The sequence below is a fragment of the Bradyrhizobium sp. CCGB01 genome (assembly GCF_024199795.1).
GTDB lineage: Bacteria > Pseudomonadota > Alphaproteobacteria > Rhizobiales > Xanthobacteraceae > Bradyrhizobium.
In genome coordinates this window covers 7,771,079-7,795,159 of record NZ_JANADK010000001.1, presented here as the reverse complement: position 1 = coordinate 7,795,159, position 24,081 = coordinate 7,771,079, and the positions used below count along the sequence as shown (strand labels likewise).

20 protein-coding genes are annotated in these 24,081 nt (G+C 65.1%); 12 read left to right on the top strand and 8 right to left on the bottom strand.

The window, feature by feature from the left end:
• Positions 1-26 precede the first annotated feature (26 nt).
• Entirely contained in the window at positions 27-806 is a 780-nt protein-coding gene (locus NLM25_RS36655; RefSeq protein WP_254140143.1) for an SDR family NAD(P)-dependent oxidoreductase, read from the top strand.
• 7 nt (positions 807-813) lie between these two features.
• On the opposite strand, the gene NLM25_RS36650 is transcribed toward NLM25_RS36655, so the two are convergent.
• From NLM25_RS36650 to NLM25_RS36640, 3 genes are read right to left on the bottom strand one after another with little or no spacing between them, the layout of a single operon-like run.
• Positions 814-1,641, bottom strand: a complete 828-nt coding sequence (locus tag NLM25_RS36650) for a carbohydrate ABC transporter permease (RefSeq protein WP_254140142.1) — start codon at positions 1,639-1,641, stop codon at positions 814-816.
• On the bottom strand, positions 1,638-2,486 hold the full coding sequence (locus tag NLM25_RS36645) for a carbohydrate ABC transporter permease (protein ID WP_254140141.1): 849 nt from the start codon (positions 2,484-2,486) through the stop codon (positions 1,638-1,640). Before NLM25_RS36645 ends, NLM25_RS36650 begins: the two co-directional genes overlap by 4 nt.
• Positions 2,487-2,493: 7 nt before the next feature.
• Entirely contained in the window at positions 2,494-3,834 is a 1,341-nt protein-coding gene (locus tag NLM25_RS36640; RefSeq protein WP_254140140.1) for an ABC transporter substrate-binding protein, read from the bottom strand.
• 76 nt (positions 3,835-3,910) lie between these two features.
• On the opposite strand from NLM25_RS36640, the gene NLM25_RS36635 reads away from it, so the two are divergent.
• The gene (locus NLM25_RS36635) at positions 3,911-4,966 is read left to right on the top strand and encodes a LacI family DNA-binding transcriptional regulator (protein WP_256570791.1); all 1,056 of its coding nucleotides are present in this window, start codon (positions 3,911-3,913) and stop codon (positions 4,964-4,966) included.
• A 33-nt stretch (positions 4,967-4,999) separates the two neighbouring features.
• Complete coding sequence (locus NLM25_RS36630; RefSeq protein ID WP_254122709.1) at positions 5,000-7,150, top strand: ADP-ribosylglycohydrolase family protein; 2,151 nt, start codon at positions 5,000-5,002, stop codon at positions 7,148-7,150.
• Between the two features lie 7 nt (positions 7,151-7,157).
• On the opposite strand, the gene NLM25_RS36625 is transcribed toward NLM25_RS36630, so the two are convergent.
• From NLM25_RS36625 to NLM25_RS36615, 3 genes are read right to left on the bottom strand one after another with little or no spacing between them, the layout of a single operon-like run.
• Positions 7,158-7,952, bottom strand: coding sequence for an IclR family transcriptional regulator (locus NLM25_RS36625; RefSeq protein WP_254140138.1), 795 nt, complete (start codon positions 7,950-7,952; stop codon positions 7,158-7,160).
• Positions 7,953-7,971: 19 nt separating this feature from the next.
• Complete coding sequence (locus tag NLM25_RS36620) at positions 7,972-9,705, bottom strand: FAD-dependent oxidoreductase (protein WP_254140137.1); 1,734 nt, start codon at positions 9,703-9,705, stop codon at positions 7,972-7,974.
• Positions 9,706-9,712: 7 nt separating this feature from the next.
• Positions 9,713-10,927, bottom strand: a complete 1,215-nt coding sequence (locus NLM25_RS36615) for an ABC transporter substrate-binding protein (protein ID WP_254140136.1) — start codon at positions 10,925-10,927, stop codon at positions 9,713-9,715.
• A gap of 338 nt (positions 10,928-11,265) precedes the next feature.
• On the opposite strand from NLM25_RS36615, the gene NLM25_RS36610 reads away from it, so the two are divergent.
• Positions 11,266-12,567, top strand: a complete 1,302-nt coding sequence (locus NLM25_RS36610; protein WP_254140135.1) for an MFS transporter — start codon at positions 11,266-11,268, stop codon at positions 12,565-12,567.
• A gap of 6 nt (positions 12,568-12,573) precedes the next feature.
• Here NLM25_RS36610 and NLM25_RS36605 read toward each other — a convergent pair whose 3' ends face one another.
• Together NLM25_RS36605 and NLM25_RS36600 are read right to left on the bottom strand one after the other, a co-directional pair.
• Positions 12,574-14,055, bottom strand: coding sequence for a hypothetical protein (locus NLM25_RS36605; RefSeq protein WP_254140134.1), 1,482 nt, complete (start codon positions 14,053-14,055; stop codon positions 12,574-12,576).
• Between the two features lie 53 nt (positions 14,056-14,108).
• Complete coding sequence (locus NLM25_RS36600; RefSeq protein WP_254140133.1) at positions 14,109-15,071, bottom strand: LysR family transcriptional regulator; 963 nt, start codon at positions 15,069-15,071, stop codon at positions 14,109-14,111.
• Between the two features lie 134 nt (positions 15,072-15,205).
• Here NLM25_RS36600 and NLM25_RS36595 point away from each other — a divergent pair, with 134 nt between their 5' ends.
• The 8 genes from NLM25_RS36595 to NLM25_RS36560 all read left to right on the top strand — a co-directional run bounded on the left by NLM25_RS36595 (position 15,206) and on the right by NLM25_RS36560 (position 23,987).
• Positions 15,206-16,519 carry a cation:dicarboxylate symporter family transporter gene (locus NLM25_RS36595; RefSeq protein WP_254140132.1) on the top strand — a complete coding sequence of 438 codons (1,314 nt, stop codon included), beginning with the start codon at positions 15,206-15,208 and terminating at the stop codon, positions 16,517-16,519.
• Between the two features lie 18 nt (positions 16,520-16,537).
• Positions 16,538-17,572, top strand: a complete 1,035-nt coding sequence (locus tag NLM25_RS36590; protein WP_254140131.1) for a PdxA family protein — start codon at positions 16,538-16,540, stop codon at positions 17,570-17,572.
• A complete protein-coding gene (locus tag NLM25_RS36585; RefSeq protein ID WP_254140130.1) occupies positions 17,562-19,016 on the top strand; it encodes an MmgE/PrpD family protein in 1,455 nt (484 codons plus the stop codon). Before NLM25_RS36590 ends, NLM25_RS36585 begins: the two co-directional genes overlap by 11 nt.
• A gap of 18 nt (positions 19,017-19,034) precedes the next feature.
• On the top strand, positions 19,035-20,471 hold the full coding sequence (locus NLM25_RS36580; protein ID WP_254140129.1) for an MmgE/PrpD family protein: 1,437 nt from the start codon (positions 19,035-19,037) through the stop codon (positions 20,469-20,471).
• Positions 20,472-20,511: 40 nt separating this feature from the next.
• Positions 20,512-21,483 (top strand): tripartite tricarboxylate transporter substrate binding protein, encoded by a 972-nt coding sequence (locus NLM25_RS36575; protein ID WP_254140128.1) that lies wholly within the window; start codon positions 20,512-20,514, stop codon positions 21,481-21,483.
• Positions 21,484-21,500: 17 nt separating this feature from the next.
• Positions 21,501-22,289, top strand: coding sequence for an SDR family NAD(P)-dependent oxidoreductase (locus NLM25_RS36570; protein ID WP_254140127.1), 789 nt, complete (start codon positions 21,501-21,503; stop codon positions 22,287-22,289).
• Positions 22,289-23,107: an alpha/beta fold hydrolase gene (locus tag NLM25_RS36565; RefSeq protein ID WP_254140126.1), complete on the top strand. Its 819-nt coding sequence runs from the start codon at positions 22,289-22,291 to the stop codon at positions 23,105-23,107. Before NLM25_RS36570 ends, NLM25_RS36565 begins: the two co-directional genes overlap by 1 nt.
• A gap of 88 nt (positions 23,108-23,195) precedes the next feature.
• Positions 23,196-23,987 carry a fumarylacetoacetate hydrolase family protein gene (locus NLM25_RS36560; RefSeq protein ID WP_254122696.1) on the top strand — a complete coding sequence of 264 codons (792 nt, stop codon included), beginning with the start codon at positions 23,196-23,198 and terminating at the stop codon, positions 23,985-23,987.
• Positions 23,988-24,081: the final 94 nt, after the last annotated feature.

The following is a 24,081-nucleotide window of genomic DNA, read 5'->3' as shown; positions in this document are numbered from 1 at the left end:
AAGCAGCTTATTCTGGAGTGAGACCCATGAAACTATCCGGCAAGGTCGCCGTCATCACCGGTGCGGCGCGCGGTATCGGCAAGGCCTGCGCAAAGCGTTTCCTCGACGACGGCGTCAAGGTGGTCATCTCGGACGTCGATACGGATGAGCTCGAGAAGACGGTCAACGAGCTGGGCAGGCCCAAGGAGCTGTACGCCGTACCGTGCCACGTCGCACGGCGCGCGGATGTCGATCGCGCGGTGGCGACCGCGGTCCGCGAGTTCGGCCGGCTCGACATCATGGTCAACAATGCCGGCGTCGCCCGCAACCGGGACATCCTGGAGATTTCCGAAGAGGAATTCGACGACGTCATCGCCATCAACCTGAAGGGTGCGTTCTTCGGCGTGCAGGCAGCGGCGAAGCAGATGATCGCGCAAGGCGGCGGCGGGGTCATCATCAACATGTCCTCGGTGAACGCACTGCTGGCGATCCCGTCGCTGGCGACCTACGCGATGTCCAAGGGCGGCATGAAGCAGCTGACTTCTGTCGCCGCCGTCGCGCTCGCCCCGCACAATATCCGCGTCGTCGCGGTTGGCCCGGGGACGATCCTGACCGACATGGTGGCGTCATCCATCTACACCTCCGAGGACGCGCGCAAGACCGTGCTGTCGCGCACGCCGATAGGCCGCGGCGGCGAGCCGAGCGAGGTTGCGTCCGTCGTGGCGTTCCTTGCGAGTGATGATGCGTCCTATATCACGGGGCAGACGATCTATCCCGATGGCGGGCGGCTGATCCTGAACTACACGGTGCCGGTGAAGGAGAAGTAGCGCGGCGTTACGACTTCACCGCGCCCGAAGTCATGCCGTCAATGAACTGGCGCTGCAGCAGCACGAAGATCACGACGATCGGTAACACGATGGTGACGGCGGCGGCGAGCATCTCGCCCCAGTCGGTCGAGTACTGGCCGGTGAGATTGTAGAAGCGCACGATCGCGGTGACGTTGCTGTCGTTCTGCAGGAACGTCACCGCGATGACGAACTCGTTCCAGGCATTCAGCCCGACGATGATCGCCACCGTGAGCAATCCCGGCCGCATCATCGGCAGGATCACGTAAAAGAACGTCTGCCACGGCTTTGCGCCGTCGACCTGGGCGGCTTCCTCCAGCGCGACGGGAATGGCGAGCGCATAGGTGCGCAACAGGAAGATTGCGAAGGGCGAGAACATCGCGGTGTAGATCAACGCCACCGCGGGGATCGAATTGACCAGGCCCAGCTTGGCGAAGATGAAATACAGCGGATAGAGATAGAGCTGCACGGGCACGGTGATCGTGGCCATGAAGTAGAAGGTGATGAAGCGCCAGAACTTGCCCTTCTGCCGCGCCAGCACATAGGCACAGGGCGTCGCGGTGACACAGACCATCACGATGGTGAGGATCGCGATCTCGGCGCTGTGCAACAGGCTCGGCCCGAGCTGGGCGTTGCGCCATGCGGAGGAGAAGTTTTCCCAGTGAAGCTGGGTCGGCAGCGCCAGCGGATTGCTGCCGATCTCGACCGTCGTCTTCAGCGCGTTCATGACGGCGAGCACGATCGGCAGCAGCGAGCTGAACGACGCGACGCCAATCAGCCCCAGGGCAAACGTCCTGCTCCAGCGATCCCCGATCATGTCGATTGCGCGTCGTCGGTGATCTGGAGCCAGAGATAGACGGCGGTCGCGCACAGGCCGAACAGGCTCATGACACAGGCCGCTGCTGCCGCCTGCCCGACATCGCCCTCGAAGAAGGCGTGTCGATAGGCGAAGGTGGCCAACACCTCGCTGCCATAGGCCGGGCCGCCGCGGGTGACGATGAAGATGAACTCGAACACCTGGAACGACCAGATCACGGTGAGAATGAGCATGAGCGTCAGCGTCGGACGAATGCCCGGAATCAGCACATGGCGGAACAGCGCGAAGAAGCCGGCGCCGTCGAGCCGCGCCGCCTCGATCTGGTCGACGGAGATCTGCCGCATCGCCGACAGGAACACGACCGCGAGAAAACCCCACCAGTGCCAGATGTCGACGGCCGCGACCGCATAGAGCGAACGATCAGGATCAGCGAGGGGATCTGAGATCGAAAAGCCGTGCTCGTTGAGCCAGGCGACGATGCCTGTGGCAGGGCTGAAGATCATGCCCTGGAAGATGCGGCCGGTGACGGCGACGGCGATGATGCGCGGCAGGAAGATGATGGACTGCACCACGATGCGCGCCTTCGGCGCCATCAGCAGCGCTGCCGCCATCACGAGCGCGAGGCACACCGGCACGGTGAGGAAGATCGCGGTCCAGATAAAGTTGTTGGTCAGAGCGGACCAGAACACGGGATCGGCGACCATGTTCTGGAAATTGGCCAGTCCCGCCCACATCGGCGTGCCCACACCATCCCAGATGAAGAACGCCGCCGTGAATGTCAGCACGGCGGGCACCAGGATGATGCAGATATTGATCAGCAGCGCCGGGAGCGCGAACAGCCACATTGTGGGATCAGGCCGTCCGCGGCGGCAGCGGCGGAACCTTGCCTTCCTTGGCTTCCTGGCTGAACAGTGTCTGCATGCGGGTGAGATATGCATCCGGCGTGATCTTGTTGAGCCAGACCTGCTCGATGCCCTCGATCAGATAGGAGTTGGTCGCGCCCGGCCAGAACGTCCACGTCGTGAAGCCGTACTGCCCCTTGCTGAAAGCCTCGTGCAAATTCGCGATGGTCTTCTCGAACAGCGGATAGCCGATGCCCTGCAGCATGTCCGGCGGCAGGTCCTTGACCGGCAGCGCCCATTTGCCGGGCCAGTCGCGGTTCATGGTCTCGTAGAACTTGCGGGTCAGCATGAACTCGAACACGGCGGCCGCGCCTTCGGCGTTCTGCGAGGTCTTCGCGATCGACAGCGTCGCGCCGCAGGCCAGGTGCACCAGCGATCCCGAGAAGGCGGAGCCGAGCGTCGGCGTCGGCATCACGTCCATCACCGTGTCGGGCTTCGACATGCCGTAGGACTTGGTGCCGAACGACCAGGTGCCGCTGAACGCCATCGCCGCCTTGCTGTTCACGACCTGCAGGAAGCTCTGCTCGATCGTCAGCGAGAAGTAGTTCTTGCCGAAATAGCCCTTGTTGTACCAGGCCTTCGACAGCTCGACCGCTTCGACGAAGGGCGGCGCGGTCCAGGGAAGCTCGCCTGCGAGCGCCTTGCGGACGTTGTCGGGGCCGGCGACGTTGTTGAAGAACACCGTCATCAGCCACTCGTTGACGCCCTTCCAGTCGGCATTGCCGGCGCCGAAGGGGATGATGCCCTTGGCCAGTGCGGCGTCGGCGACCTCTTCCATCTCCTTGCGGTTGGTCGGCAGCTTCCAGCCGTTCTGCTTGAACAGCTCCTTGTTGTAGAAGAGATGCATCGACTCGTAGTCGCGCGGCAGCGCGTAGAGTTTGCCGCCATAGACGCTGGTGTTGAGCAGGGGCGCGAGGAAGCGGTCCTTCCACTTGTACTTCTCGGCGAAATCGTCGAGCGGCAGCACCTGGCCGGCATTCGCGATCGCGGTGAGATAAGCGGGCCCTGCGGTCTGCACGATGTCGGGGCCGTTGCCGGCGACGAGGGCAACCTTCAGCAGGTTGTTGACTGCCGCACCCTTCACCTCGAGCTGGAGCAGATACTTGTCCTGCGAGGCGTTGAAGGCCTCGACCAGATCGTTGCGCAGCGCGGCCTGGCCGTCCGAATTCGCCTGGCCGAACCAGAACGTCACGACCTTGCGTCCGTCCTGGGCAGTGGCGCCGCGCGGCAGGCCGGCCGCAAGGGCTGCGGCAGGGATGGAGGCAACAAGCTGGCGTCGGGTCATGGTCATGGGATGAAACCTCGGTTTCCTCGAATAGCTGTGACGATTGTTGATTTTGCTTTAGTAATACGTATAACTAAGCCAAATGGCGACGTCAACAACGAGGACGAAGCGGGGGAAAGGGCGCGACAAAGTTGCGCTGTCCCGCCCCACGCAGAAGGATATTGCACTCGCGGCAGGTGTTTCGCAGGCCGCGGTGTCGCTCGTCCTGAACAAGGCGGAGACGCCCTCCGTCCCGCCGGCGACGCGCACGCGCATCCTCGAAGTCGCGCAGGAGCTGGGCTATCGGCCGAACCATCCGGCGCGCATGCTGCGCAGCGCGCGGACCATGACCTTCGCCTGCGTCATTCCCGACATCACCAACCCGTTCTATCCCGGCCTCGTGCGCGGCTTGCAGACGGTCGCGGCGCCCGCCGGCTATGACGTGCTGATCTACGACACCGACGGCCGGCCGGAAGGCGAGGCGCGCGCGATCGACTGGCTGCTGCAGGGGCGGGCCGATGGGGTGGTCGCGACGTTTTTTCATCTGCGCGCGCCGCAGCTTGCGGTGCTGGCCAGCAAGGGCATTCCGCTGGTGCGGCTGGAGAGCCAGCACAAGCCAGACGGACCGCTCGCGATCGACAGCGTCTATATCGACAACGCGGAAGCCGCGGCCGAGATGACGCGGCTTCTGATCGCGCGCGGGCACCGGCGTATCGCGATGATCCAGGCCGAGTTCGGCCCGAGCCACCGCCGCGCGCAGGGCTATGGCACGGTGATGCGCGAGGCGGGGTTGTCGCCCGATTTCATCACCGACAGCGCCTATTCGGAAGAATCCGGGGCGCGCGCGATGAAGCGTTTGCTCGAACGCAAGGGCGAGCGGCCGACCGCGGTGTTCGGCGCGAGCGACGTGCTGGCGCTCGGTGCGATGGAAGCGGCGCGCAGCGCCGGGCTCTCGATTCCCGGGGACATCGCGGTCGCCGGCTTCGACGACATTCCGGTCGCAAAACTGCTCGGCCTCACCACGGTGCGGCAGCCGGAGTTCGACCTCGGCGCGCTCGCGGCGAAGACGCTGGTGAAGCGGCTACTGCCAGGCGGGCTGGGATCGCCGGGCAAGAGCCACGAGCTGAAATTCGAGATCATGAAACGCTCGTCGGTTTGACCGGGCGAAGCAATTGAACGTGGGAGTGAACAAGTGACCTCTATTCCTCATGATTACGCGGAGCGCGTCTATGCCGGCGTGCTCGGCAAGCTCATCGGCGTCTATCTCGGCCGTCCCTTCGAGGGCTGGACCTATGAGCGCATCATGCAGGAGCTCGGGCCGATCAACTATTACGTCAACGAGCGCCGTGATGTCGCGCTGCGCTCGCACCATCTCGTCGTCACCGACGATGACGTCTCCGGTACCTTCGCCTTTCCGCGCGCGCTCGCCGACAACGGCTATCCCAAGCGCCTGACCGCCAAGCAGGTCGGCCAGGCCTGGCTGAACTACATCGTCGAGGAGCGCGCCGTGCTGTGGTGGGGCGGCATCGGCAATTCCACTGAGCACACCGCCTATCTCCGCCTGAAGTCCGGTATTCCCGCCCCCCAAAGCGGCTCGATCGAGCTGAACGGCACGACTGTGGCCGAGCAGATCGGCGCGCAGATCTTCATCGACGGCTGGGCGATGGTGAGCCCGGGCAATCCCGAGCAGGCCGCCTATCTCGCCGACCAGGCCGGCCGCGTCAGCCATGACGGCGAATCCGTGCATGCCGCAAAGCTGCTCGCGGCCATGGAGGCCCAGGCCTTCGTCGAGCGCGACGTGCAGAAGCTGATCGATGTCGGCCTCGGCTTCGTGCCGAAGGACGCGCTGATCCGGCGCGTCGTCAACGACGTCCGCGACTGGCACGCCGGCGACAACAGCAATGACTGGGAACGCACCCGCGCGTTGATTGCCGAGCGCTATGGCTACGATAAATTCCTCGGCAATTGCCACGTCGTGCCCAACCATGCGCTGATCATCCTGGCGACGCTGTACGGCAAGAACAGTTTTCAGGAGGCGATGCGCATCGCCAATACGGCCGGCTGGGACACCGACTGCAATGCCGGCAATGTCGGCTGCCTGTTCGGCATCCGCACCGGCCTTGCCGGCCTCGATGCCGGGCCGGATTTCCGCACGCCGATTGCCGATCGCATGTACATCTCGACCGCCGACGGCGGCGCCGCGATCACCGACGCCGTGATCGAGACGCAGTCTCTGGTCGCGGCGGGCCTTGCGCTCGCGGGCGCACCGGCGCTCGCCGTGGCCAAGAATGGCGCGCGTTTCAACTTCAATTTCCCGGGCAGCTTGCAGGGGTTCCATGCCAAGGGCGGATCGCCGGCGCGGCTGCACGAGGTCGAGCTCAGCAACGTCGCCGGCCATAGCCGCACCGGCGAGCGCAGCCTTGCGATCGACTTCCGCCGTCTTGCGCCCGGGCGCGTCGCGCGCATCGCCAGCCCCACCTTCTTCGACAAGGAGGTGTTTACGATGCCGACCTATCAGCTCGTGACCTGTCCGACGCTCTATTCCGGGCAGCGCGTCGAGTGCCGGCTCGAGTCGGAAACGGACGGCGGCACGGTCACCGCGCGCCTGTTCGCCAGCGTCTATGACGAGCACGACGAACTCGTACAGATCTATGGCGATGCGCAGGAGCTGACCGGCGGCTGCGAGGCCGTTCTGAGCTGGCAGGTGCCGGAGACGCACTCCTATCCGATCTTCGAGATCGGCATCGAGATCGAGACGCCCGATCCGCTCGGCGTCGACGGCACGCTGTATCTGGACTACCTGACCTGGGGCGGCGCGGCCGATACGGTGCTAAAGCGGCCGGACAACAATCTCAGCACGATGTGGAAGCACGCTTGGGTCAACAATGTCAGCCAGTTTCAGACCCGCTGGGAGGGGCTGCGCGTCACCAATGGCGACGGGATCGGCTTCATCGCGCAGGGCTCGCGCGACTGGAAGGATTATCGCGTAACCTCGGAGATCGCGCCGCTGCTGGCGAATGCCTGGGGCCTCGCCGCGCGCGTGCAAGGGCGCGAGCGATACTATGCGCTGATGTTCGATCGCGCCGAGGGCGGCCGCGTGCGCCTGGTCAAGCGCTTGCATGACGAGGTTGTGCTCGCGAGCGAGCGCTTCGCCTGGCAGCTCGATCAGAAGTATAAGGTCGAGCTGCGCGTGGTCGGTACCGGCATCGAAGCCCATGTCGACGGCAAGAAGCTGTTCAGCGTGCAGGATGCCCGTGAGCTGCCATTGACGGGTGGCGCCGTCGCGCTGGTCGTCGACAGCGGATCGATCTCCGCGGAAGAGGTGAGGGTGGCGCCGCTTTAGCGGCGCCTCACTCCGCCGCGATCGTCATCCCATAACCCAGCCGCTTCGAAATTCCACCCGCACAATCTCGCAGCGCATGCGCGATCGGGCTGTCCCAGCGCGCGTCGAAAGTGCCTTCCGGCCCCATCGCGGTGATCACCAGCGCGACATGGCCGGAATGGTCGAACACAGGCGCCGAGAAGGCATTGACGCCGGGCAGGGGATCGCCGAGCGCGCGCGCAAGGCCGTGCTTGCGGACCTCGGTGAGCATCTCGGCGACCTTCACGCCTTTCACTGCCCGCTTCGGATTGTAGCCGACGCCGTGACGGTCGAGGCCGCTTTCGAGCGCGGCGTTGATGGTCTTCTCGGGCAGGAAGGCCGCAAAGGCGCGCCCCGTCGCCGTCTCCAGGAGCGCCATCACCGAGCCGGCACGCATCACGATGTGCACGGGCTGGCCGGGCTCCTCCAACTGCACCACGGTCGGGCCGTGCGTGCCCCAGACCGCGAGCGAGACCGCGTGCCCGATCTGGCTCGCCAGCGCCGCAATCTTGGGACGTGCGATGCGCACGCCGGAGAGACGGCGCAGACTGATCAGGCCGAGTTCCAGAGCCAGCGCGCCGATTTCGTAGCGGCCGGTGGTCTCGTCCTGCTCGATCAGCCCGATACGGGAGAAGCTGGCCAGATAAGGATGCGCCTTGGCCGGCGTCATGCCGGCTTCGCGCGCGAGATCCCGCAGCATCATCGGCTCGCCGCATCTCGCCAGCGCGCGGAGCAATTCTCCGCCGACTTCGATCGACTGGATGCCGCGGCTTTCTCTCTTCATGCGTCTCCTGGCGTGTGGCTTACGCCGCGTTGCGCCTGGCGGCGCTGTCGGCGAGATGGCGGCCGGCAATGTAGCCGAAGGTCAGCGCCGGCCCAAGCGTGATGCCGGCGCCGGGATAGTTGCCGCCCATGATGCTCGCCATGTCGTTGCCGGCGGCATAGAGCCCGGGAATTACCCGACCCTCCGCATCGAGCGCCCGTGCGTTCTCGTCGGTGACGATGCCGGCATAGGTGCCGAGATCGCCGATCACCATCTTGACGGCGTAGAACGGGCCGTTCTCGATCGGCGCGACGCAGGGGTTTGGACCGTGCAGCGCATCGCCCTGGTAGCGGTTATAGGCCTTCGAGCCCTTGCCGAAGGCGGCGTCATGGCCCTGCGGCGCGGTCGCATTGAACTGCTTGACGGTTTCGGCGAAGGCATTCGCATCGATGCCGGCCTTCGCCGCGAGCGCGTCCAGCGTATCGCCGCGCATGAGGTAGCCGGTATTCAAGTGGTGCCCCAGCGGCATCGGGAAGGGCGGTACGCAGCCGAGCCCGTATTTGCGCAGGGTCGGGTGGTCGCAGACGAGGAAGGCCGCAATCTCCTCGCCGGGCTTTGCGGCCTTGATCATGGCCTGGACGAAGTCGTGATAGGAATTGCCTTCATTGGCAAAGCGCTTGCCGTCGCGCATCACCGCGATCACGCCGGGTTTGGCGCGGTCGATGAAGTGCGGCATCACGCCCTTCGAGCCGTCCTTGCGCGTCGTCAGCGACACCGGCACCCAGGCCGCCGCGTTCGGCAGGCGGTCCTCGACATGTCCGCCGGCGCTCTCCGCAAGGCGCAGGCCGTCGCCGGTATTGCCGGTCGGTCCGGGCGAAAAATGCTCATGGCCCGTCGGCGCGTGCGGAAACATCTTCTTGCGCCGCTCGACATCGTGCGGAAAGCCGCCACAGGCCAGCACGACGCCCCGCCGCGCGCGGATGCGTACATCGCGTCCCTCTCGGGTAACGATCGCGCCGGTCACACTGCCATTCTCGACCGTCAGCTCGCGCACCGGCGAGGACAGCCACATCGGAATCTTCAGGTCCTGCGCGGATTTTGCGAGCCGTCCGGCGAGCGCGTTGCCGTTGGTCAAGGTCATGCCGCGGCCGTAGCGCAGCACGTCCATCAGGTGACGCGACAGTCGCTTGGCGACATAGACCGCCGAAGTCAGCGACTTCGTCACCCGCATGAAATGGATGATCTCCTTCCCGGAGCCCAGCATCATGCCGAATACGGTGAGCTCGGGCAGGGGCATGCCGAGCGTCTTGATCTGGTCGCCGAGCTCGCGGCCGTCGAACGGTCGCGTCACCATGGAGCGGCCGCCCTGCGTGCCGCCGGGCGCTTCGGCGTGATAGTCCGGAAACACCAGCGGCATGTCGAAGCGCAGCGCCGTTTTACTCGTAAAGAAATCCACCGCCTCCGGGCCCGCGGTCAGGAACGCATCGACCCGCGCGGCATCAAAGTTGTTGCCGGCTTCGTGCCGCAAGTAGGTGCGGGCCTGCTCCGGCGTCTCGGCGATGCCGTAGGCCTTCGCCAGCGACGTGCCGGGAATCCACAGCCAGCCGCCGGAACGTGCGGTGGTGCCGCCGAAGCGCGGCTCCTTCTCGACGATCAGCACGTCGAGGCCGCGGTAGCGCGCGGTGATCGCGGCCGACATGCCGGAGGCGCCCGATCCGGCGACGAGCACATCGCACTCGTAAGTCTCAATTGCGCTATGCTCGTTGCCGGTCATGCTGGCCTCATTTCTTCAACAACGGACATTTGGACTCGGAGGCCGGGCGGAAGGCGTCCTCGCCTTTCACGGTCTTGACGATGTCGAGATAGTCCCAAGGCTCCTTGGACTGTTCCGGCGTCTTCACCTTGGCGAGGTACATGTCGCGGATGACGCGGCCGTCCTCGCGCAACTTGCCGCCATGGACGAAAGTATCCTCGATCGGCAGCTCGCGCATCTTGGCCATCACCTTGGCCGGATCGTCGGTGCCGGCGGCCTTGATGCCTTTCAGATAATGCAGCACCGAGCCGTAGACGCCGGTCTGGATCATGGTCGGCATCACCTTGGTGCGCTCGTAGAACTTCTTCGACCAGGCCCGCGTCGCCTCGTCCATGTTCCAGTACGACGCCGTGGTCATGTAGGTGCCCTGCGCGGACTTCAGGCCGATCGCGTGCACGTCGGTGTCGAACATCAGCAGTCCCACGAGCTTCTGGCCGCCCTGGACCAGGCCGAACTCGCCGGACTGCTTGACCGCGTTATCTGTATCCTGGCCGGCATTGGCGAAGGCGACCACGTCGGATTTCGAGCTCTGCGCCTGGAGCGCAAAGGAGGAGAAGTCGGCGGTGTTGGTCGGATGCTTCACGCCGCCGAGGACCTTGCCACCCATCTCGTTGATGAAACGCGTTGCATCCTTCTCGAGCTGCTGGCCGAAGGCGTAGTCCGCGGTGATGAAGTACCAGGACTTTCCGCCTTCCTTGATCACGGCGGAGGCCGTCACCTTGGATAGCGCGTAGGTGTCGTAGGTGAAGTGCACGGTGTTCGGGCTGCACAGCTCGTCGGTCAGCGAGCTTGCGCCGGGGCCGGAGAGCAGCGCGATCTTGTTGCGCTCGCGCACCATGTTGTGCACGGCGATTGCGATGCCTGAGTTCGGAATGTCGACGACGGCGTCGACCTTGCCGTTGTCGAACCAGCCGCGCACGATCTGCACGCCGACGTCGGTCTTCATCTGGTGGTCGGCGCTGATGATCTCGATCGGCTTGCCGAGCACGGTCGGCCCGAATTCCTCCACCGCCATCCTGGCCGCCTCGACCGAGCCCGGCCCGCTGTTGTCGCGACCCCAGCTCGACAGATCCGTCAGTACGCCGATCCGCACTGCGTCGTCGGAGACTTGCGCGTTCGCAACTGTGGTCATGGCAGCCGAAGTCATGGCCGCGAGCATGGCGCAGGCCAAAAACCCTCTCATCGTCGTTCCCTCTCTCAATGGCCGCTTGGCGCGGCTGGTTATTCTGGCGGCAGATTAGATATTGGCAAATGAGTTTGTCAATAGCGAATAATGGGGGTGCGTAGAGCAGTGCCGGGCAAGGAACAGACGCGCCATACATTCGGTGTCATCGCCCGACTTGATCGGGCGATCCAGTATTCCAGAGATGGTTGAGATTGAGCCGAGAAGCCGCGGCGTACTGGATTCCCCGCTTTCGCGGGGAATGACCGAGTGCTGAGAACGGGGAAACCAACACGCGGGCAGGTTGCAACCAGTTGCACGATTATCCATGATGCCGTCTGGAATTCATGGGGCTTGGCATGACGGCAGCAACGGGGGTCTCCGCTTCGGCGGAGAAATCGACGACGGCGCACGTGGTGTGGGCGAGCGCGCTCGGCACCGCGATCGAGTGGTACGACTTCCTGATCTACGGCACGGCCGCCGCGCTCGTGTTCAACAAGCTGTTCTTCCCGAGCTTCGATCCCTTTGTCGGAACGCTCGCGGCATTCTCGACCTATGCGGTCGGCTTCGTGGCGCGGCCGATCGGCGGCGCGATTATCGGGCATTATGGCGACCGGCTCGGCCGCAAGACCATGCTGGTCGCGACCATGATCGCGATGGGGCTCGGCACCTTCCTGATCGGCTGCCTGCCGACCTACAGCCAGATCGGCGTCTGGGCGCCGATCTTTCTCGTCATGTTGCGCTTCATCCAGGGCATCGGGCTTGGCGGCGAATGGAGCGGCGCGGTCGTGATGGTGATCGAGCATGCCGGTAATCGCCGCGGCTTTTACGGCAGCCTGGTGCAGATCGGTTTTCCCGTCGGAGTCGCGGCGTCCACCGGCATCTTCGGCCTGATGACGCAGCTGCCCGAGGCGGACTTTTTGAGCTGGGGCTGGCGCGTGCCGTTCCTGATCAGCATTTTGCTCGTCGGCGTCGGCTTCATTGTGCGGCTCAAGCTTGCGGAGACGCCGCACTTCAAGGAAGTGGTGGAGCGCAAGGAAGTGCTGGCTCAGCCGGTGCTGGAAGTGCTGCGCCGCGACTGGCGCAGCTTCCTGCTCGCGATCGGCATCACGGTGTCGGAAGTCGGGCTTGCTTACCTCCTCACCGTTTTCACGGTGGTCTACGCCACGACGAAACTCGGTTTGCCCCGCCAGGTGATCCTGAACGCGGTGGTCTATGCCGCGATCGTCGAGTTCGCGACGCTGCCGCTCGCCGGCTGGCTCTCCGACATCTTCGGCCGCAAGGCGCTGTATCTCGCCGGCGGCGTGTTCTCGGTAGCGCTGGCGTTTCCGCTGTTCTGGTTCCTCGACACAAAGGAGCCGGCGCTGATCACATTCGCGCTCGTCGTCACGATGACGCTGACACACGCGTTGCTGTTCGGGCCGAAGGCGGCGTTCATGCCGGAGCTGTTCCGCACCCAGGTGCGCTACAGCGGTGCTTCGCTCGGCGCCAACGTCGCGGCCGCGCTCAGCGGCGGCTTCTCACCGCTGATCGCCACCGCGCTGTTGGCATGGGCTGGTTCGTACTGGGCGGTCTCGGTCTACATCATCGCGCTGTCGATCATCACCATCGTTGCAACGCTGATGGCGCCGGAAACGGCGCGGGACGCGCTGAGGTCGTGAGGGGCCCTATTGGCAGGCGGGATTTGCGGCGTTCGGAAACACCAGGAAGGTGATGGTCTCCGGCGCAAGCCGGATCGCTCCCGCTTGTGTTGCGCGCGGTGCGAGCCGAGGCAGTTCGTCACCGGCGTTCAGCGCGAGCGTTTTGCCGTTCAACCTTACACTCGCGCCTTGCAGCCGCGCGGCATCTAATGTGTATCGCTCCGCGGGGCCAGGCGCCGTCAGAGCATGCGGTGTCCGCCGTGATATGTTGACGGCAAGCACGGACACCGCGCCCCGCATCGCCGGATGGCAATGGGCATAAAGATGCAGGCCAGGCGCGGCGGCTGCGCCCGCATCGAGCACGATCGTCCCCATCAGCCGGTGCCAGAGCAACGCAGCCCAGTAGTTCGGTCGCGGCCGGAATGTGCCCTCGTCGAGCAGGCCGTAGTCGCTGGCGGCCAGCGTGTTGTGCATCACCACCTGGACGCCGGCCTTCGCCAGGCGTCCAAGCTGGTCGACATAGCGGAACGTGTCGAGAAACGACTTGTCCCAACGGCTGCCGCCGCAGGCCGTATCCGCCGTTTCCGTCAACCAGATCGGCTTGCCCGGCTCGAATGCGTCGCGCAACGACCGGTAGGTCGCGAGCGTTACGTCGGTGCGAGCCAGCCATTCCTCTGAAAGCGCCTGTGCGGGATCATCGCGGCCGCCGCAGCGCGGCGAGACCGTGTTGTAGTGATGATAGGAGAAGCGATCGACGCCGGGGCCGGATGCCGCGAGCAGATCGCGCGTGGTGATGCCAGGCCCGGACGATGACGGCGCATCGCCAGCCGAGCCGGGACCGACGATCAGCGTCTGTGGCGCGGCACGCTGCATCCATTCGCGAAAGACCCTGAAGTCGCGGCCATAAGCCTTTGCATCATATCCAGACGGCGCACCGTTCGTGGCAGCGAGCGTCGGCTCGTTCATCAGCTCGGCGGCGGCGATGTGGCTGCCAAGCGAGTGCGTGAAATCGAGGAGGCGCTGCGCCTGGTCCGGCTTCCACACGCCGTCGCCATCGCGGCTGCCGGGACTGATGGCGAAGGAGGTGACGATCTCTGCATCGACCGCGCGCGCAAAGTCGATGACGCCATGCCATTGGTCGCGGCTGAGCACGGAGTTGAAGCCGGCTGGCGGCTTGGCCGGTACGGTCTCCGCATCGTTGAAGAACGTCGCATTGGCCCAAGTCCCGCTGACTCGAACATAAGCCGGCGCCAGGGCGGCTGCGAGCATGCGCAGACGTCGGTTGGAAAGATTGATCGGAGTCCTCAAGCTATAGCGATCGCGCTGATCGAAGGCACGGCCGGCGCGCGGATAAGGCCTCCAGAACCGCCCACCGGTCACCTCGACCATCTCGATATTGTAGGACTGAAAGCGAGGATCGATGGAGCCGATCGCCTTGAGCTCGCCGGGCGCAACGGAGATGTCGCCGGCGTATGCGGCGCTCGCCGCCGCGGTAGCGGCAAGGCCCACCAGCCATATGCGCCGCCAAAGCGGCCAAAGAAGCCGGGCGGGCCTGGTCGTCGTCATCTGGCTCGCGGCGCGGCGGCGGATTTTCCAGCCGGCCGACCCTTGCGAACCGTATTCCAGAAATTTTCGGCCGCGCGGGTCATGCGGGCGCGCGGGCGGAACAGCGAGACGGTGATGGCGATGGTCCATTCCGCCCCGCCGGCGCGCATCAGGCGGCCGCTGTCGAGATCGGCCTGAACCAGGCTCTGCGCAGCCCAGGTGATGCCGCGTCCTTCGCGTGCCATGTCGACCAGCAGCATGACCGGCGCGGCGAAGCTCGGAACGAGAAACGCGGACGGCTCTTTCACGGCGAGAAACGACGTAACGATCCGCCCCACGCCCGAGCCCGGGTGATAGGCGAGATAGGGCAGCGGCGCATCGGCCGTGCCGGGGAGGACGTAGCGCGGCCTGGCGTTGCCGCGGCGCGCGCCGCGCGATGGCTTCGTCATCGGCGCGCTGATCGGGATCAGGAGATCGTTCGACAGCTCGAAGCGCTGGAAGCGCTCCATGTCGAGCCGGGTCACCAGCGACGGATGATGATGGGCCAGCAGGAAGTGGGCTTGCGCATCCAGCAGCAGTTTTTCGCAGCCGGCAAAATTGGAGGCGACCAGCTGTACGGCGGAGTCCGCCCGCGCGCTGTCGGAACTGCGGATCCATTCCGGGAAGAAGGCCTGCGACAGCGCATGCGTGGCCGCAAAGGTGATGGTTTCGGCCTTCAGCCGCGCCGCCTCGAGCGCTTCCTCGCGTCCGACCAGAACCCTGCGCAGGACGTCTTCGGCAACGGGCCGAAAGCTCTCACCGGCCGGCGTCAGCGTGATCGTATGTGTCGAGCGTTCGAACAGTGGCGTGCCTAGCCACTCCTCGAGTGACCTGATGCGGCGGCTCAGCGCCGGCTGGGTCACGTGCCGGCGTTGGGCGGCGCGTGAGAACCCGCCTTCCTCGGCGATGGCAAGGAAGTCCTCCAGCCAGACCAGGTCCATGATGCGGTTTCGTCCTCAAATCATACCGATACGGCATTAGCGCCTCGGGCGCTGCTGGTCCAATGTAAATGCCATCACAAAACCAGAACAAGGCGCCACGCCGCATGGCGCAATGACGCGTTGGAGGGAATCAATTGCAGATCGCCGCAACACCGCTGTCCGAGCCCATACCGGCGCCGATTTCCGAACGGCGCCGCAAGCCGCTCTGGCGCGAGCAGTATGTCCTGGTGGTTGCCGGCGCCGCGCTTGGCGCATTGCTCGGCGCCCTGTTTCCGGCCTTTGCGGTCGAGCTGAAGCCGCTCGGCGATTGCTTCATTTCGCTGATCAAGATGACGATAGCGCCGCTGATCTTCCTGGTCGTGGTCACCGGCATCGCCCAGGTCGGCGACATGAAGGCGGTCGGCCGCATCGGGCTCAAGGCCTTTGCCTATTTCGAGGCGGTGACGACGGTCTGCCTGTTGATCAGCTTCGTCGTGGTGCGCTGGGTGCAGCCCGGTGCGGGCGTGGCGCATGCCACGGCGCAGCAGGCCGAGACCGTTGCCCGCTATTCGCAGGCCCATGTCGGATCGCTGTCGGCCTACATCCAGCACATGATCCCGGAGAGCTTTGTCGGCGCATTCGCGGCCGGCGACGTGCTGCAGGTGCTCGTGCTCGCGCTTCTGTGCGGCATTGGCCTGTTGCTGCTCGGCGAAAAGGCCGCGCCACTGCGGACAGGGCTGGAGCGGATCACCGAGCTCGTGTTCAGCGTCGTCCACGTTGTGGTGGCGCTGGCCCCGATCGGCGCCTTCGGCGCAATGGCCTTCACGGTCGCAAAATTCGGCGCCGCCACGCTCTATGCGCTGGCGCTCCTGGTCGGCACCGCCTGGGCGATGATGGCCTTCTTCATCTTCGTCATTCTCGGCACGATCTGCCGTCTCGCCGGCATCCGCCTGATGGATCTCCTGCGGTTGCTGCGCAACGAGCTGCTGGTCGTGCTCGGCACCTCGTCGTCGGAGACCGCGATCCCCGGCATGATGGAGAAGCTGCCGAAGGCGGGCGTGGGGCGGGCGGTCGCCGGCCTCGTCATTCCTTCCGGCTATTCCTTCAATCTCGACGGCGTCGCGCTGACGCTGCCGCTCTCGACCATGTTCGTCGCCCAGGTCTACGGCATCGAGCTGACGGCTGCGCAGCAATTGAGTCTGTTCGTGGTGATGCTGTTCACCAGCAAGGGCGCCGCCGGCGTCACCGGCGGCGCGTTCGCCGCGCTGGCTGCGACGGTGATCGCGGCAGGATTGCCGGCTGAAGGCCTGGCGCTGCTGCTCGGCATCGACCGTTTCATGTCGCTGGCCCGCGCCATCACCAACACCATCGGCAACGCGGTCGCCGCCATCGTGGTCGCGAAATGGGACGGGGAATTCAACCGCGAGGACTGGACCCGGTCCGCCGTTCAAATCCAACAAGCGAAGTAAGGATCCAAGGCTTCCAATATGGCTACCAACACCAGTGAACTGCCCGTCATCGCGCTGACCCCCGGCGATTGCACCGGCATCGGCCCCGAACAGATCGCGCGCATCCTCTCCGATAACCGGCTCGCCGACGCCGCGCGTCTCGTCGTGGTCGGCGATGCCCGCGTGCTCGAGATGGGCATGGAACATGCCGGCGTGAAACTGAAGGTCGAGCGGATCGCCTCGCCGAAGGCCGCCAGCTGGGGCCGCGGTACGGTGCAGCTCGTCGACTTGGGCAATACCGATCCCACAAAATTTCCGATCGGCAGAGCCAGTGCCGAATCCGGCCGGCTGACCGGCGAGACGCTGTCGCGCGCGATCGACTTCGCCAAGGCGGGCGATGTCGACGCAATCACCTTCGCGCCGCTCAACAAGCGCGCGATGTTCGACGGCGGCTGGAAGTTTCCCGACGAGCACAAGATGTTCGCGAGCCTGCTCGGCCACAAGACCTATTTCTCCGAGATGAACGTGCTCGACGGCCAGTGGATGTCGCGTGTCACGGGGCACCAGTCGCTGCGCGAGGCGCTCGACGGTATCAATCCGGCGAGCATCACTGATGCGATCGAACTGGTCGACCGGATGATGAAGAAGGCCGGCGTTGCCAAGCCGCGCATCGCGGTTGCGGCCCTCAATCCGCATGCCGGCGAGAATGGCCTGTTCGGCCGCGACGAGATCGAGATGATCCGTCCGACCGTCGAAGCCGCCGCCAAGACGGGCATCGCCTGCACCGGGCCTTATCCCGCCGATACCGTCTATATTCGCGCCTTTGCGGGCGAGTTCGACAGCGTGGTCGCGATGTATCACGACCAGGGCCAGATCGCGACCAAGCTGCGCGGCTTCAACCGCGGTGTCACCGTCACAGCCGGCCTCGAGACCGTCTTCACCACACCGTCGCACGGCACGGCGTTCGATATCGTCGGCACGGGCGTCGCCAAGACCGGCGCGCTCGAAAGCGCGGTCCGGCTCGCAGCACAACTGGCATCGATGAAGGTCAAGGAGGCCGCCTATGCCCACTGATCGCAGGACCCTGCTTCAGGCAGCCGCCGCGCTGCCGCTCGCGACTGTCGGCGCGAATACCGCCTTCGCCCAGGTTCCGGCCGCAACGCCCGCGGCCGCGCCACCCAAGGAGGTGACGCGCGCACTGGCGCATTATCTGGTCACCGCGAAATACGACGACCTGCCGGCAAATGTGCGCAAGGAGGGCGTGCGCACGCTGTTGAACTGGGTCGGCGTCGCCATCGGTGGCTCGCACCATGAGACGGTCGACATCGCCGTCGCGGCCCTCGGCCCCTTCTCCGGACCGCAGCAGGCGTCCCTGTTCGGGCGGCGCGAGCGGTTCGACATCATGAACGCGGCCTTCATCAACGGCGTGTCGAGCCACATCTTCGATTATGACGATACCCATCTGAAGACGATCATCCATCCTGCCGGTCCGGTCGCTTCAGCGATCCTCGCATTCTCGGAAATGCAGCCGGTCTCGGGCAGGGAATTCCTGAACGCGCTGGTGCTCGGCGTCGAGACCGAGTGCCGGATCGGAAACTCGGTCTATCCGAACCATTACGACGTCGGCTGGCACATTACCGGCACGGCCGGCGTGTTCGGCTCGGCCGCGGCGGTCGGCAAGCTGCTCAAGCTGAACGAGCAGCAGATGATTTGGGCGCTCGGCCTTGCCGCATCTCAGCCGGTGGGTCTGCGCGAATCCTTCGGCTCGATGAACAAGAGCTTCAATCCAGGTCGTGCCGCCTCCAGCGGGATCTTCGCGGCGATCCTTGCTTCGAAGAATTTCACTTCGTCCGATGCCATGATCGAGGCCAAGCGCGGCTGGGCCAACACCATCAGCACCAAGCAGGATTACAACGAGATCCTGGGCGACCTCGGCAAGCGCTATGAAGCCGCGCTCAACACCTACAAGCCGTTCGCCTGCGGCATTGTCATGCATCCCGCGATCGATGCCGCGGTCCAGCTGCGCAACGAGAGCAAGGTGACCGCGGACCAGATCGAGCGCATCGACCTCAAGGTTCACCCGCTGGTTTTGGAACTGACCGGCAAGAAGACACCAAGCCGGGGCCTCGAGGGCAAGTTCAGCATCTACCATGCGGTTGCGGTGGCAATCGTCGAGGGCGCCGGCGGCGAGAAGCAGTTCAGCGACCGGGCCGTGACCGATCCGACCATCGTCGCGCTACGCGGTAAAGTGAACCCGGTCATCACGCCGGGCATCAAGCCGGAGCAGGTCGATCTCACCATCGTGCTGAAGGACGGCCGCAAGCTCAACCGCTACATCGAGCACGCGATCGGCAGCGTTGAAGTTCCGATGACCGACAAGCAGCTCGAGACCAAGTTCTCGGACCTTGCCGACGGCATCATTCCTGCCGCGACGATCCGGCGCGTGATGGACGCCTGCTGGAACGTCGAGACCCTGCCTGACGCGGCGGAGATCGCAAAGATGTCGGTCGCGTCCTGACCGCGAGGGGATAGAAGCATGCCGTCACGCCGCCGTTTCCTGCAATCCGCCGGCCTGGTTACAGCTCTCGCCGCTACCGGCGGCCGTGTGGTTCTTGCAGCGGGGCCCGGTGTGACCGAGCGCCTCGCCCGCTACATGGTTGCCGCGCGCGATCAGGAGTTGCCGGAGCAGGTGCTGCGCGAATGCAAGCACCGCATTCTCGATACGCTCGGCGCGATGGTGTCTGGCTCGCGCATGAAGCCGGGCGAGATGGCGCTGAAATACGTCCGCACGCTTGGCGGCGATGCGCAGGCGTCCGTCATCGGCTCCGATTTCCGGACCACCGCGGTCAACGCGGCGCTGGCGAACGCGATGTTTGCGCATGCGGACGAGACCGATGATTTCGAGCCCGTCACCAAGGCGCATCCGGGATGCTCGGTGGTGCCGGCCGCACTCGCCTTCGGTGAACGCGAGCATCGCAGCGGGCAGGAATTCATTCGCGCGGTCGCGCTCGGCTACGACCTGACCTGCCGTCTCTTGATGGCGCTGGGTCCAGATCTCGTCCGTGGCTCGCACCGGAGCGCGGAAGGAACGTCATCGACCTTCGGCGCGCTCGGTGCCGCCGCTTCACTGGCGCGGCTCGACGAGAAGGGCATGCGCTACGCGATCTCCTATTCCTCGCAGCAGGTCTCCGGCCTGTGGAGCTGGGTGAAGGATCACGACCATATCGAGAAGGCGTTCGACTTCGCCGGCATGGGCGCCCGCAACGGGGTGATGGCGGTCGACATGGTCAAGACGGGCCTGACCGGCGTCGACGACGTGCTCGACGGTACGCATAATCTTTTCATCGCGCTGTCGACCGATCCGAAGCCGGAGGAGATGGTGAGGGACCTCGGCAAGCGCTTCTACGTCACGGAGACGGCGATCAAGACCTTCTCGGTCGGCTACCCGATCCAGTCGCCGTTGGACGCCATGCTGACGCTGCGCAAGCAACACAGCCTCACGCCAGATAACGTCCGTAATGTCCTGGTCAAGCTGCCGACCGATGCGATGGGGATTGTGGGCGAGAGCGCGATGCCTGACGTCAATTGCCAGCACCTCGTGGCTGTCGCGCTGGTCAAGGGCGCCGTGTCGTTCAACGACAGTCACGACGTCGCGCTGATGCATGATCCAAAAATCATGGAGCAGCGCGACAAGGTGACGCTGGCCGGCGACAAGGGGCTGATGGACCCGGCCGCACCGCGTGGTGCTGTCGTCGAGGTGACATTGACCGATGGCAGGAAGGTCGAGCACTTCACGAAATATCCGCCCGGCACCAAGGAGAATCCGCTGAGTACGGAGGCCGTGGCAGCCAAGACGCGGGACCTGATTGCGCCGGTTCTGGGCAGTGACAAGGCCGAGAGGCTGATTGATCAGATCGGCAATCTCGAACGGCTTGACGACGTCGGCAAGTTGAGGCCATTGCTGACGGCGTGATGAACCAATCAACAACAAGACAAACATCAAGGAAGTGCCCATGCGCGGGGTTATGCGACGCACCGTTCTGGCCGCCTGCGCGGCCGTTCTGTTCTCCGGCTTTGCGGGTGCGCAGGACTACCCCTCCCGACCCGTCAAGATCATCGTGCCGTTCCCGGCCGGCGGGTCCAACGACATCATCGCCCGCATCGTTGCGCAGAAGCTGACCGAGCGGAACGGCCAGACCTTCCTGGTGGAGAACCGCGGCGGCGCCGGCGGCAATATCGGCGCCGAGACGGTCGCGAGCGCCGAGCCCGACGGCTACACCCTGCTTTTGACTGCACCGCCTCCGCTCACGATCAACGGCTCCCTCTACAAGAAGCTGCCGTTCGATCCGGCGAAAGCCTTTGCGCCGGTGGCGCTGATTGCCTCGGTGCCGATCGTGCTGGTCGTCAATCCCTCGGTGCAGGCGAAGAACGTGGGTGAGCTGATCGCGCTGGCCAAGGCGAAGCCCGGTTCGCTGAATTTCGGCTCGTCGGGCATTGGCTCGACCAACCATCTCGCGGGCGAGCTGCTCAAGAGCATGGCCGGTATCGACATCGTGCACGTGCCCTATCGTGGGGCAGCGCCGGCGATGAACGATCTGCTCGCGGGTCAGATTCCCTTCATGTTCGACAACATGCCGGCGGTGCTGCCGCAGGTGCAGGGCAAGGCCATCAACGCGATCGCGGTCGCAGGCGCCAAGCGCGCGGAAGCGCTGCCCGACGTGCCGACGGTTGCCGAAACCGTGCCCGGTTTCGAGGCCTCGTCCTGGTTCGGGCTGGTGGCTCCCGCCAAGACGCCGGAGCCTGCGCTCGCCAAGCTGAGCGGCGAGCTCGAGACCATCCTGAAGATGCCTGACGTCAAGAAGCGCCTTGCCGAGCTCGGCGCCGAGCCCGGCGCGGTGTTCGGTCCGGCGTTCGGGCAGTTCATGACCGACGAAACCGCCAAGTGGGGCAAGCTCGTCAAGGCCTCCGGCGCCACCGTCGATTAGCGGATGAGGGTAGCGTCATGGATCTGAATCTGGGTGGCAAGGTTGCCGTCGTCACCGGCGGCAGCATCGGTATCGGCCGTGCCATTGCCGCCGAGCTCGCGCGCGAGCAGGCGCATGTCGTCATCGTCGCGCGCGACGCCGAACGGCTGGCGGCCTCGGCGCAGGACATTTCGCGGGACACAGGCCGGCGCGTGATCGCCTGTGCCGGCGACATGACCAGGCCGGACGACATCGTCCGCGCCATGGACACTGCGCGCGAGGCCTTCGGCCGCGTCGATATCCTCGTCAACAATGCTGGCGCGTCGCCGATGGGACGGATCGCCGAGACGCCGGATGCGACCTGGGCCAAGTCGATCGAGCTGAAGTTGCTCGGCTACATGCGCTGCGCGCGCAACGTTCTGCCGGAGATGCGGGACCGCCGCTGGGGCCGCGTCATCAACGTCATCGGCCGCAGCGGGCACCAGCCGCGCGCGGCCTACATGGCGGGCGGCGCGGTCAACGCGGCGCTGCTGAATTTCACGCTGGCGCTCGCCGAGGAATGCGCGCCTGACAACGTGCTGGTCACCGGCGTCAATCCCGGACCGGTGCAGACCGATCGCTGGGACAGCCTGATCTCGCAAGGAGCCGCGATCTCGGGTCAGGACCAAGGCGCGACCAATGCCGCCGCCATCGCCTCGGTTCCGCTCGGCCGCGTCGGACAGCCGCACGAGGTGTCCGGCATCGTTGCGTTCCTCTGTTCAGACCGCGCGTCCTTCATTACTGGTACCTGCATCAATGTCGATGGCGGTGGAACGAGGTGTATCTGATGGCTAGCGAACTGCGGAAGATCGGCGTCAGCGAGGATTGCGAGCTTGCGGTTCGCATCGACGACTATCTCCTGCCCTGGGACACCAAACCGCCGGTCGTGATGCTGCACGGGCTCGCCGAAAGCGGCGAGGCGTTCCGGCGCTGGGTGCCGTATTTCGCCACGCATCATCTCGTGGTGCGCCCTGACTTGCGCGGCTATGGCGATTCGACGCCGATGCAGGGCGATTACATCTATCGCTTCGCCGGCCTTGGCGACGACATCATCCGGATGCTGGACGCGCTGAAGCTCGATCGCGTCTTCCTGGTCGGCGGCAAGATCGGCGGCACGCTGGCGATGCATCTGACGGCCAAGCATCCCGACCGTGTGATCGCGGTCGCCGCAGTCGGCGCGCCGGCCTCGCTCACCTCGTTCAACGAGCGCGCGCCGACCTGGCGCAAGCAGATTCGCGAGCAGGGCGTGGAGGCCTGGGTCCGCGAGACCACGGCCGGCCGGCTCGGCTCGTCGCTGCCGCCGCCGGCGCTCGACTGGTGGATCAAGCTGATGTCGAAGACAAAGGCCTCGACGCTGGAGGCGTTCCTCCAGATGGTTCCGACCGTCGACGTGACCGGCGAGCTGCCCTCCATCAAGCGCCCGGCGCTGGTCATCACCACGACTGGCTCGGGGCTCGGCGACGTCGCTTCCGTCAAGGCGTGGCAGGAGACGATCCCGGGCTCGAAGCTCGAAGTACTGCCCGGCGATTCCTATCACGTGGCTGCCACGGACCCTGATGTCTGCGCGCGAAAAGTTCGCGAGTTCTTCGATCGCGTCGCGACTTAAGGCGTACGGGGCGGGCTGTTGGCCCGCCCATCGTTTGGTTCTATGACTGGCGTTCCGACAAGAAACGGCGAAATCAGGGAGTGAAGCCATGACAAAAACCACGCGACGGAGCGTGCTCACGGCCGCAGCAGCGATGACGGCAGCAGGCATCGCCGACGCAACGCCGGCGGCGGCGCAGGCCGGACCGAAGCCGATCTTCCCGGTGCCGATGGTGACGATCCCGATCGTGGGCGAAACGAGTGTGTTCCAGGTCCGCCGCATCTACTGCATCGGGCGCAACTACGCCGCGCACGCGATCGAGCGCGGCTCCGATCCGAACCGCGAGCCGCCGTTCTTCTTCCAGAAGCCGACGGACGCGATCCAGAACGTCGCGATCGGCCAGATTGCGGATCATCCCTATCCGTCGCTGACCAAGAACTATCATCACGAGGTCGAGCTGGTCGCCGCGCTGAAATCGGGCGGCACCAACATTCCGGCCGACAAGGCACTCGACCATGTCTATGGCTACGCGCTCGGCCTCGACATGACCCGGCGCGACCTCCAGAACGGCATGGCCGCGGAGAAGAAGCCCTGGGAGATCGGCAAGAGCTTTGACCACGCCGCGGTGATCGGCCCGATCCACCCGGCCAGCAAGACCGGCCATTTCGAGAAGGGCGCGATTTCGCTGGCGATCAACGGTACCGTGAAGCAGAACTCGGATCTCAGCAAGATGATCTGGAGCGTCGCCGAGCAGATCGCAAAACTGTCGGAAGCGTTCGAGCTGAAGGCCGGCGACATCATCTATTCGGGTACGCCGGAGAATGTCGGCCCGGTGGTGAAGGGCGACGTGCTGCTGTGCAAGCTCGAGGGCTTGCCGGACATGTCGATCAAGATCGTCTAGCGGCGGCAGCTTTCTTTGCCTCGCCCCGCAAGAACGGGGCGAGGGAGCGCACCACCGTTCGGTCGGAGCTCGTTCAACCCTGGAGGCGCACGGT

Bases quoted from the DNA above. Each gene is read 5' to 3' on its own strand.
- NLM25_RS36620 (WP_254140137.1), bottom strand. From the start codon at position 9,705: ATGACCGGCAACGAGCATAGCGCAATTGAGACTTACGAGTGCGATGTG.
- NLM25_RS36650 (WP_254140142.1), bottom strand. From the start codon at position 1,641: ATGATCGGGGATCGCTGGAGCAGGACGTTTGCCCTGGGGCTGATTGGC.
- NLM25_RS36565 (WP_254140126.1), top strand. From the start codon at position 22,289: ATGGCTAGCGAACTGCGGAAGATCGGCGTCAGCGAGGATTGCGAGCTT.
- NLM25_RS36600 (WP_254140133.1), bottom strand. From the start codon at position 15,071: ATGGACCTGGTCTGGCTGGAGGACTTCCTTGCCATCGCCGAGGAAGGC.
- NLM25_RS36645 (WP_254140141.1), bottom strand. From the start codon at position 2,486: ATGTGGCTGTTCGCGCTCCCGGCGCTGCTGATCAATATCTGCATCATC.
- NLM25_RS36625 (WP_254140138.1), bottom strand. From the start codon at position 7,952: ATGAAGAGAGAAAGCCGCGGCATCCAGTCGATCGAAGTCGGCGGAGAA.
- NLM25_RS36635 (WP_256570791.1), top strand. From the start codon at position 3,911: ATGGCGACGTCAACAACGAGGACGAAGCGGGGGAAAGGGCGCGACAAA.
- NLM25_RS36655 (WP_254140143.1), top strand. From the start codon at position 27: ATGAAACTATCCGGCAAGGTCGCCGTCATCACCGGTGCGGCGCGCGGT.
- NLM25_RS36570 (WP_254140127.1), top strand. From the start codon at position 21,501: ATGGATCTGAATCTGGGTGGCAAGGTTGCCGTCGTCACCGGCGGCAGC.
- NLM25_RS36640 (WP_254140140.1), bottom strand. From the start codon at position 3,834: ATGACCATGACCCGACGCCAGCTTGTTGCCTCCATCCCTGCCGCAGCC.
- NLM25_RS36585 (WP_254140130.1), top strand. From the start codon at position 17,562: ATGCCCACTGATCGCAGGACCCTGCTTCAGGCAGCCGCCGCGCTGCCG.
- NLM25_RS36580 (WP_254140129.1), top strand. From the start codon at position 19,035: ATGCCGTCACGCCGCCGTTTCCTGCAATCCGCCGGCCTGGTTACAGCT.
- NLM25_RS36560 (WP_254122696.1), top strand. From the start codon at position 23,196: ATGACAAAAACCACGCGACGGAGCGTGCTCACGGCCGCAGCAGCGATG.
- NLM25_RS36575 (WP_254140128.1), top strand. From the start codon at position 20,512: ATGCGCGGGGTTATGCGACGCACCGTTCTGGCCGCCTGCGCGGCCGTT.
- NLM25_RS36590 (WP_254140131.1), top strand. From the start codon at position 16,538: ATGGCTACCAACACCAGTGAACTGCCCGTCATCGCGCTGACCCCCGGC.
- NLM25_RS36615 (WP_254140136.1), bottom strand. From the start codon at position 10,927: ATGAGAGGGTTTTTGGCCTGCGCCATGCTCGCGGCCATGACTTCGGCT.
- NLM25_RS36610 (WP_254140135.1), top strand. From the start codon at position 11,266: ATGACGGCAGCAACGGGGGTCTCCGCTTCGGCGGAGAAATCGACGACG.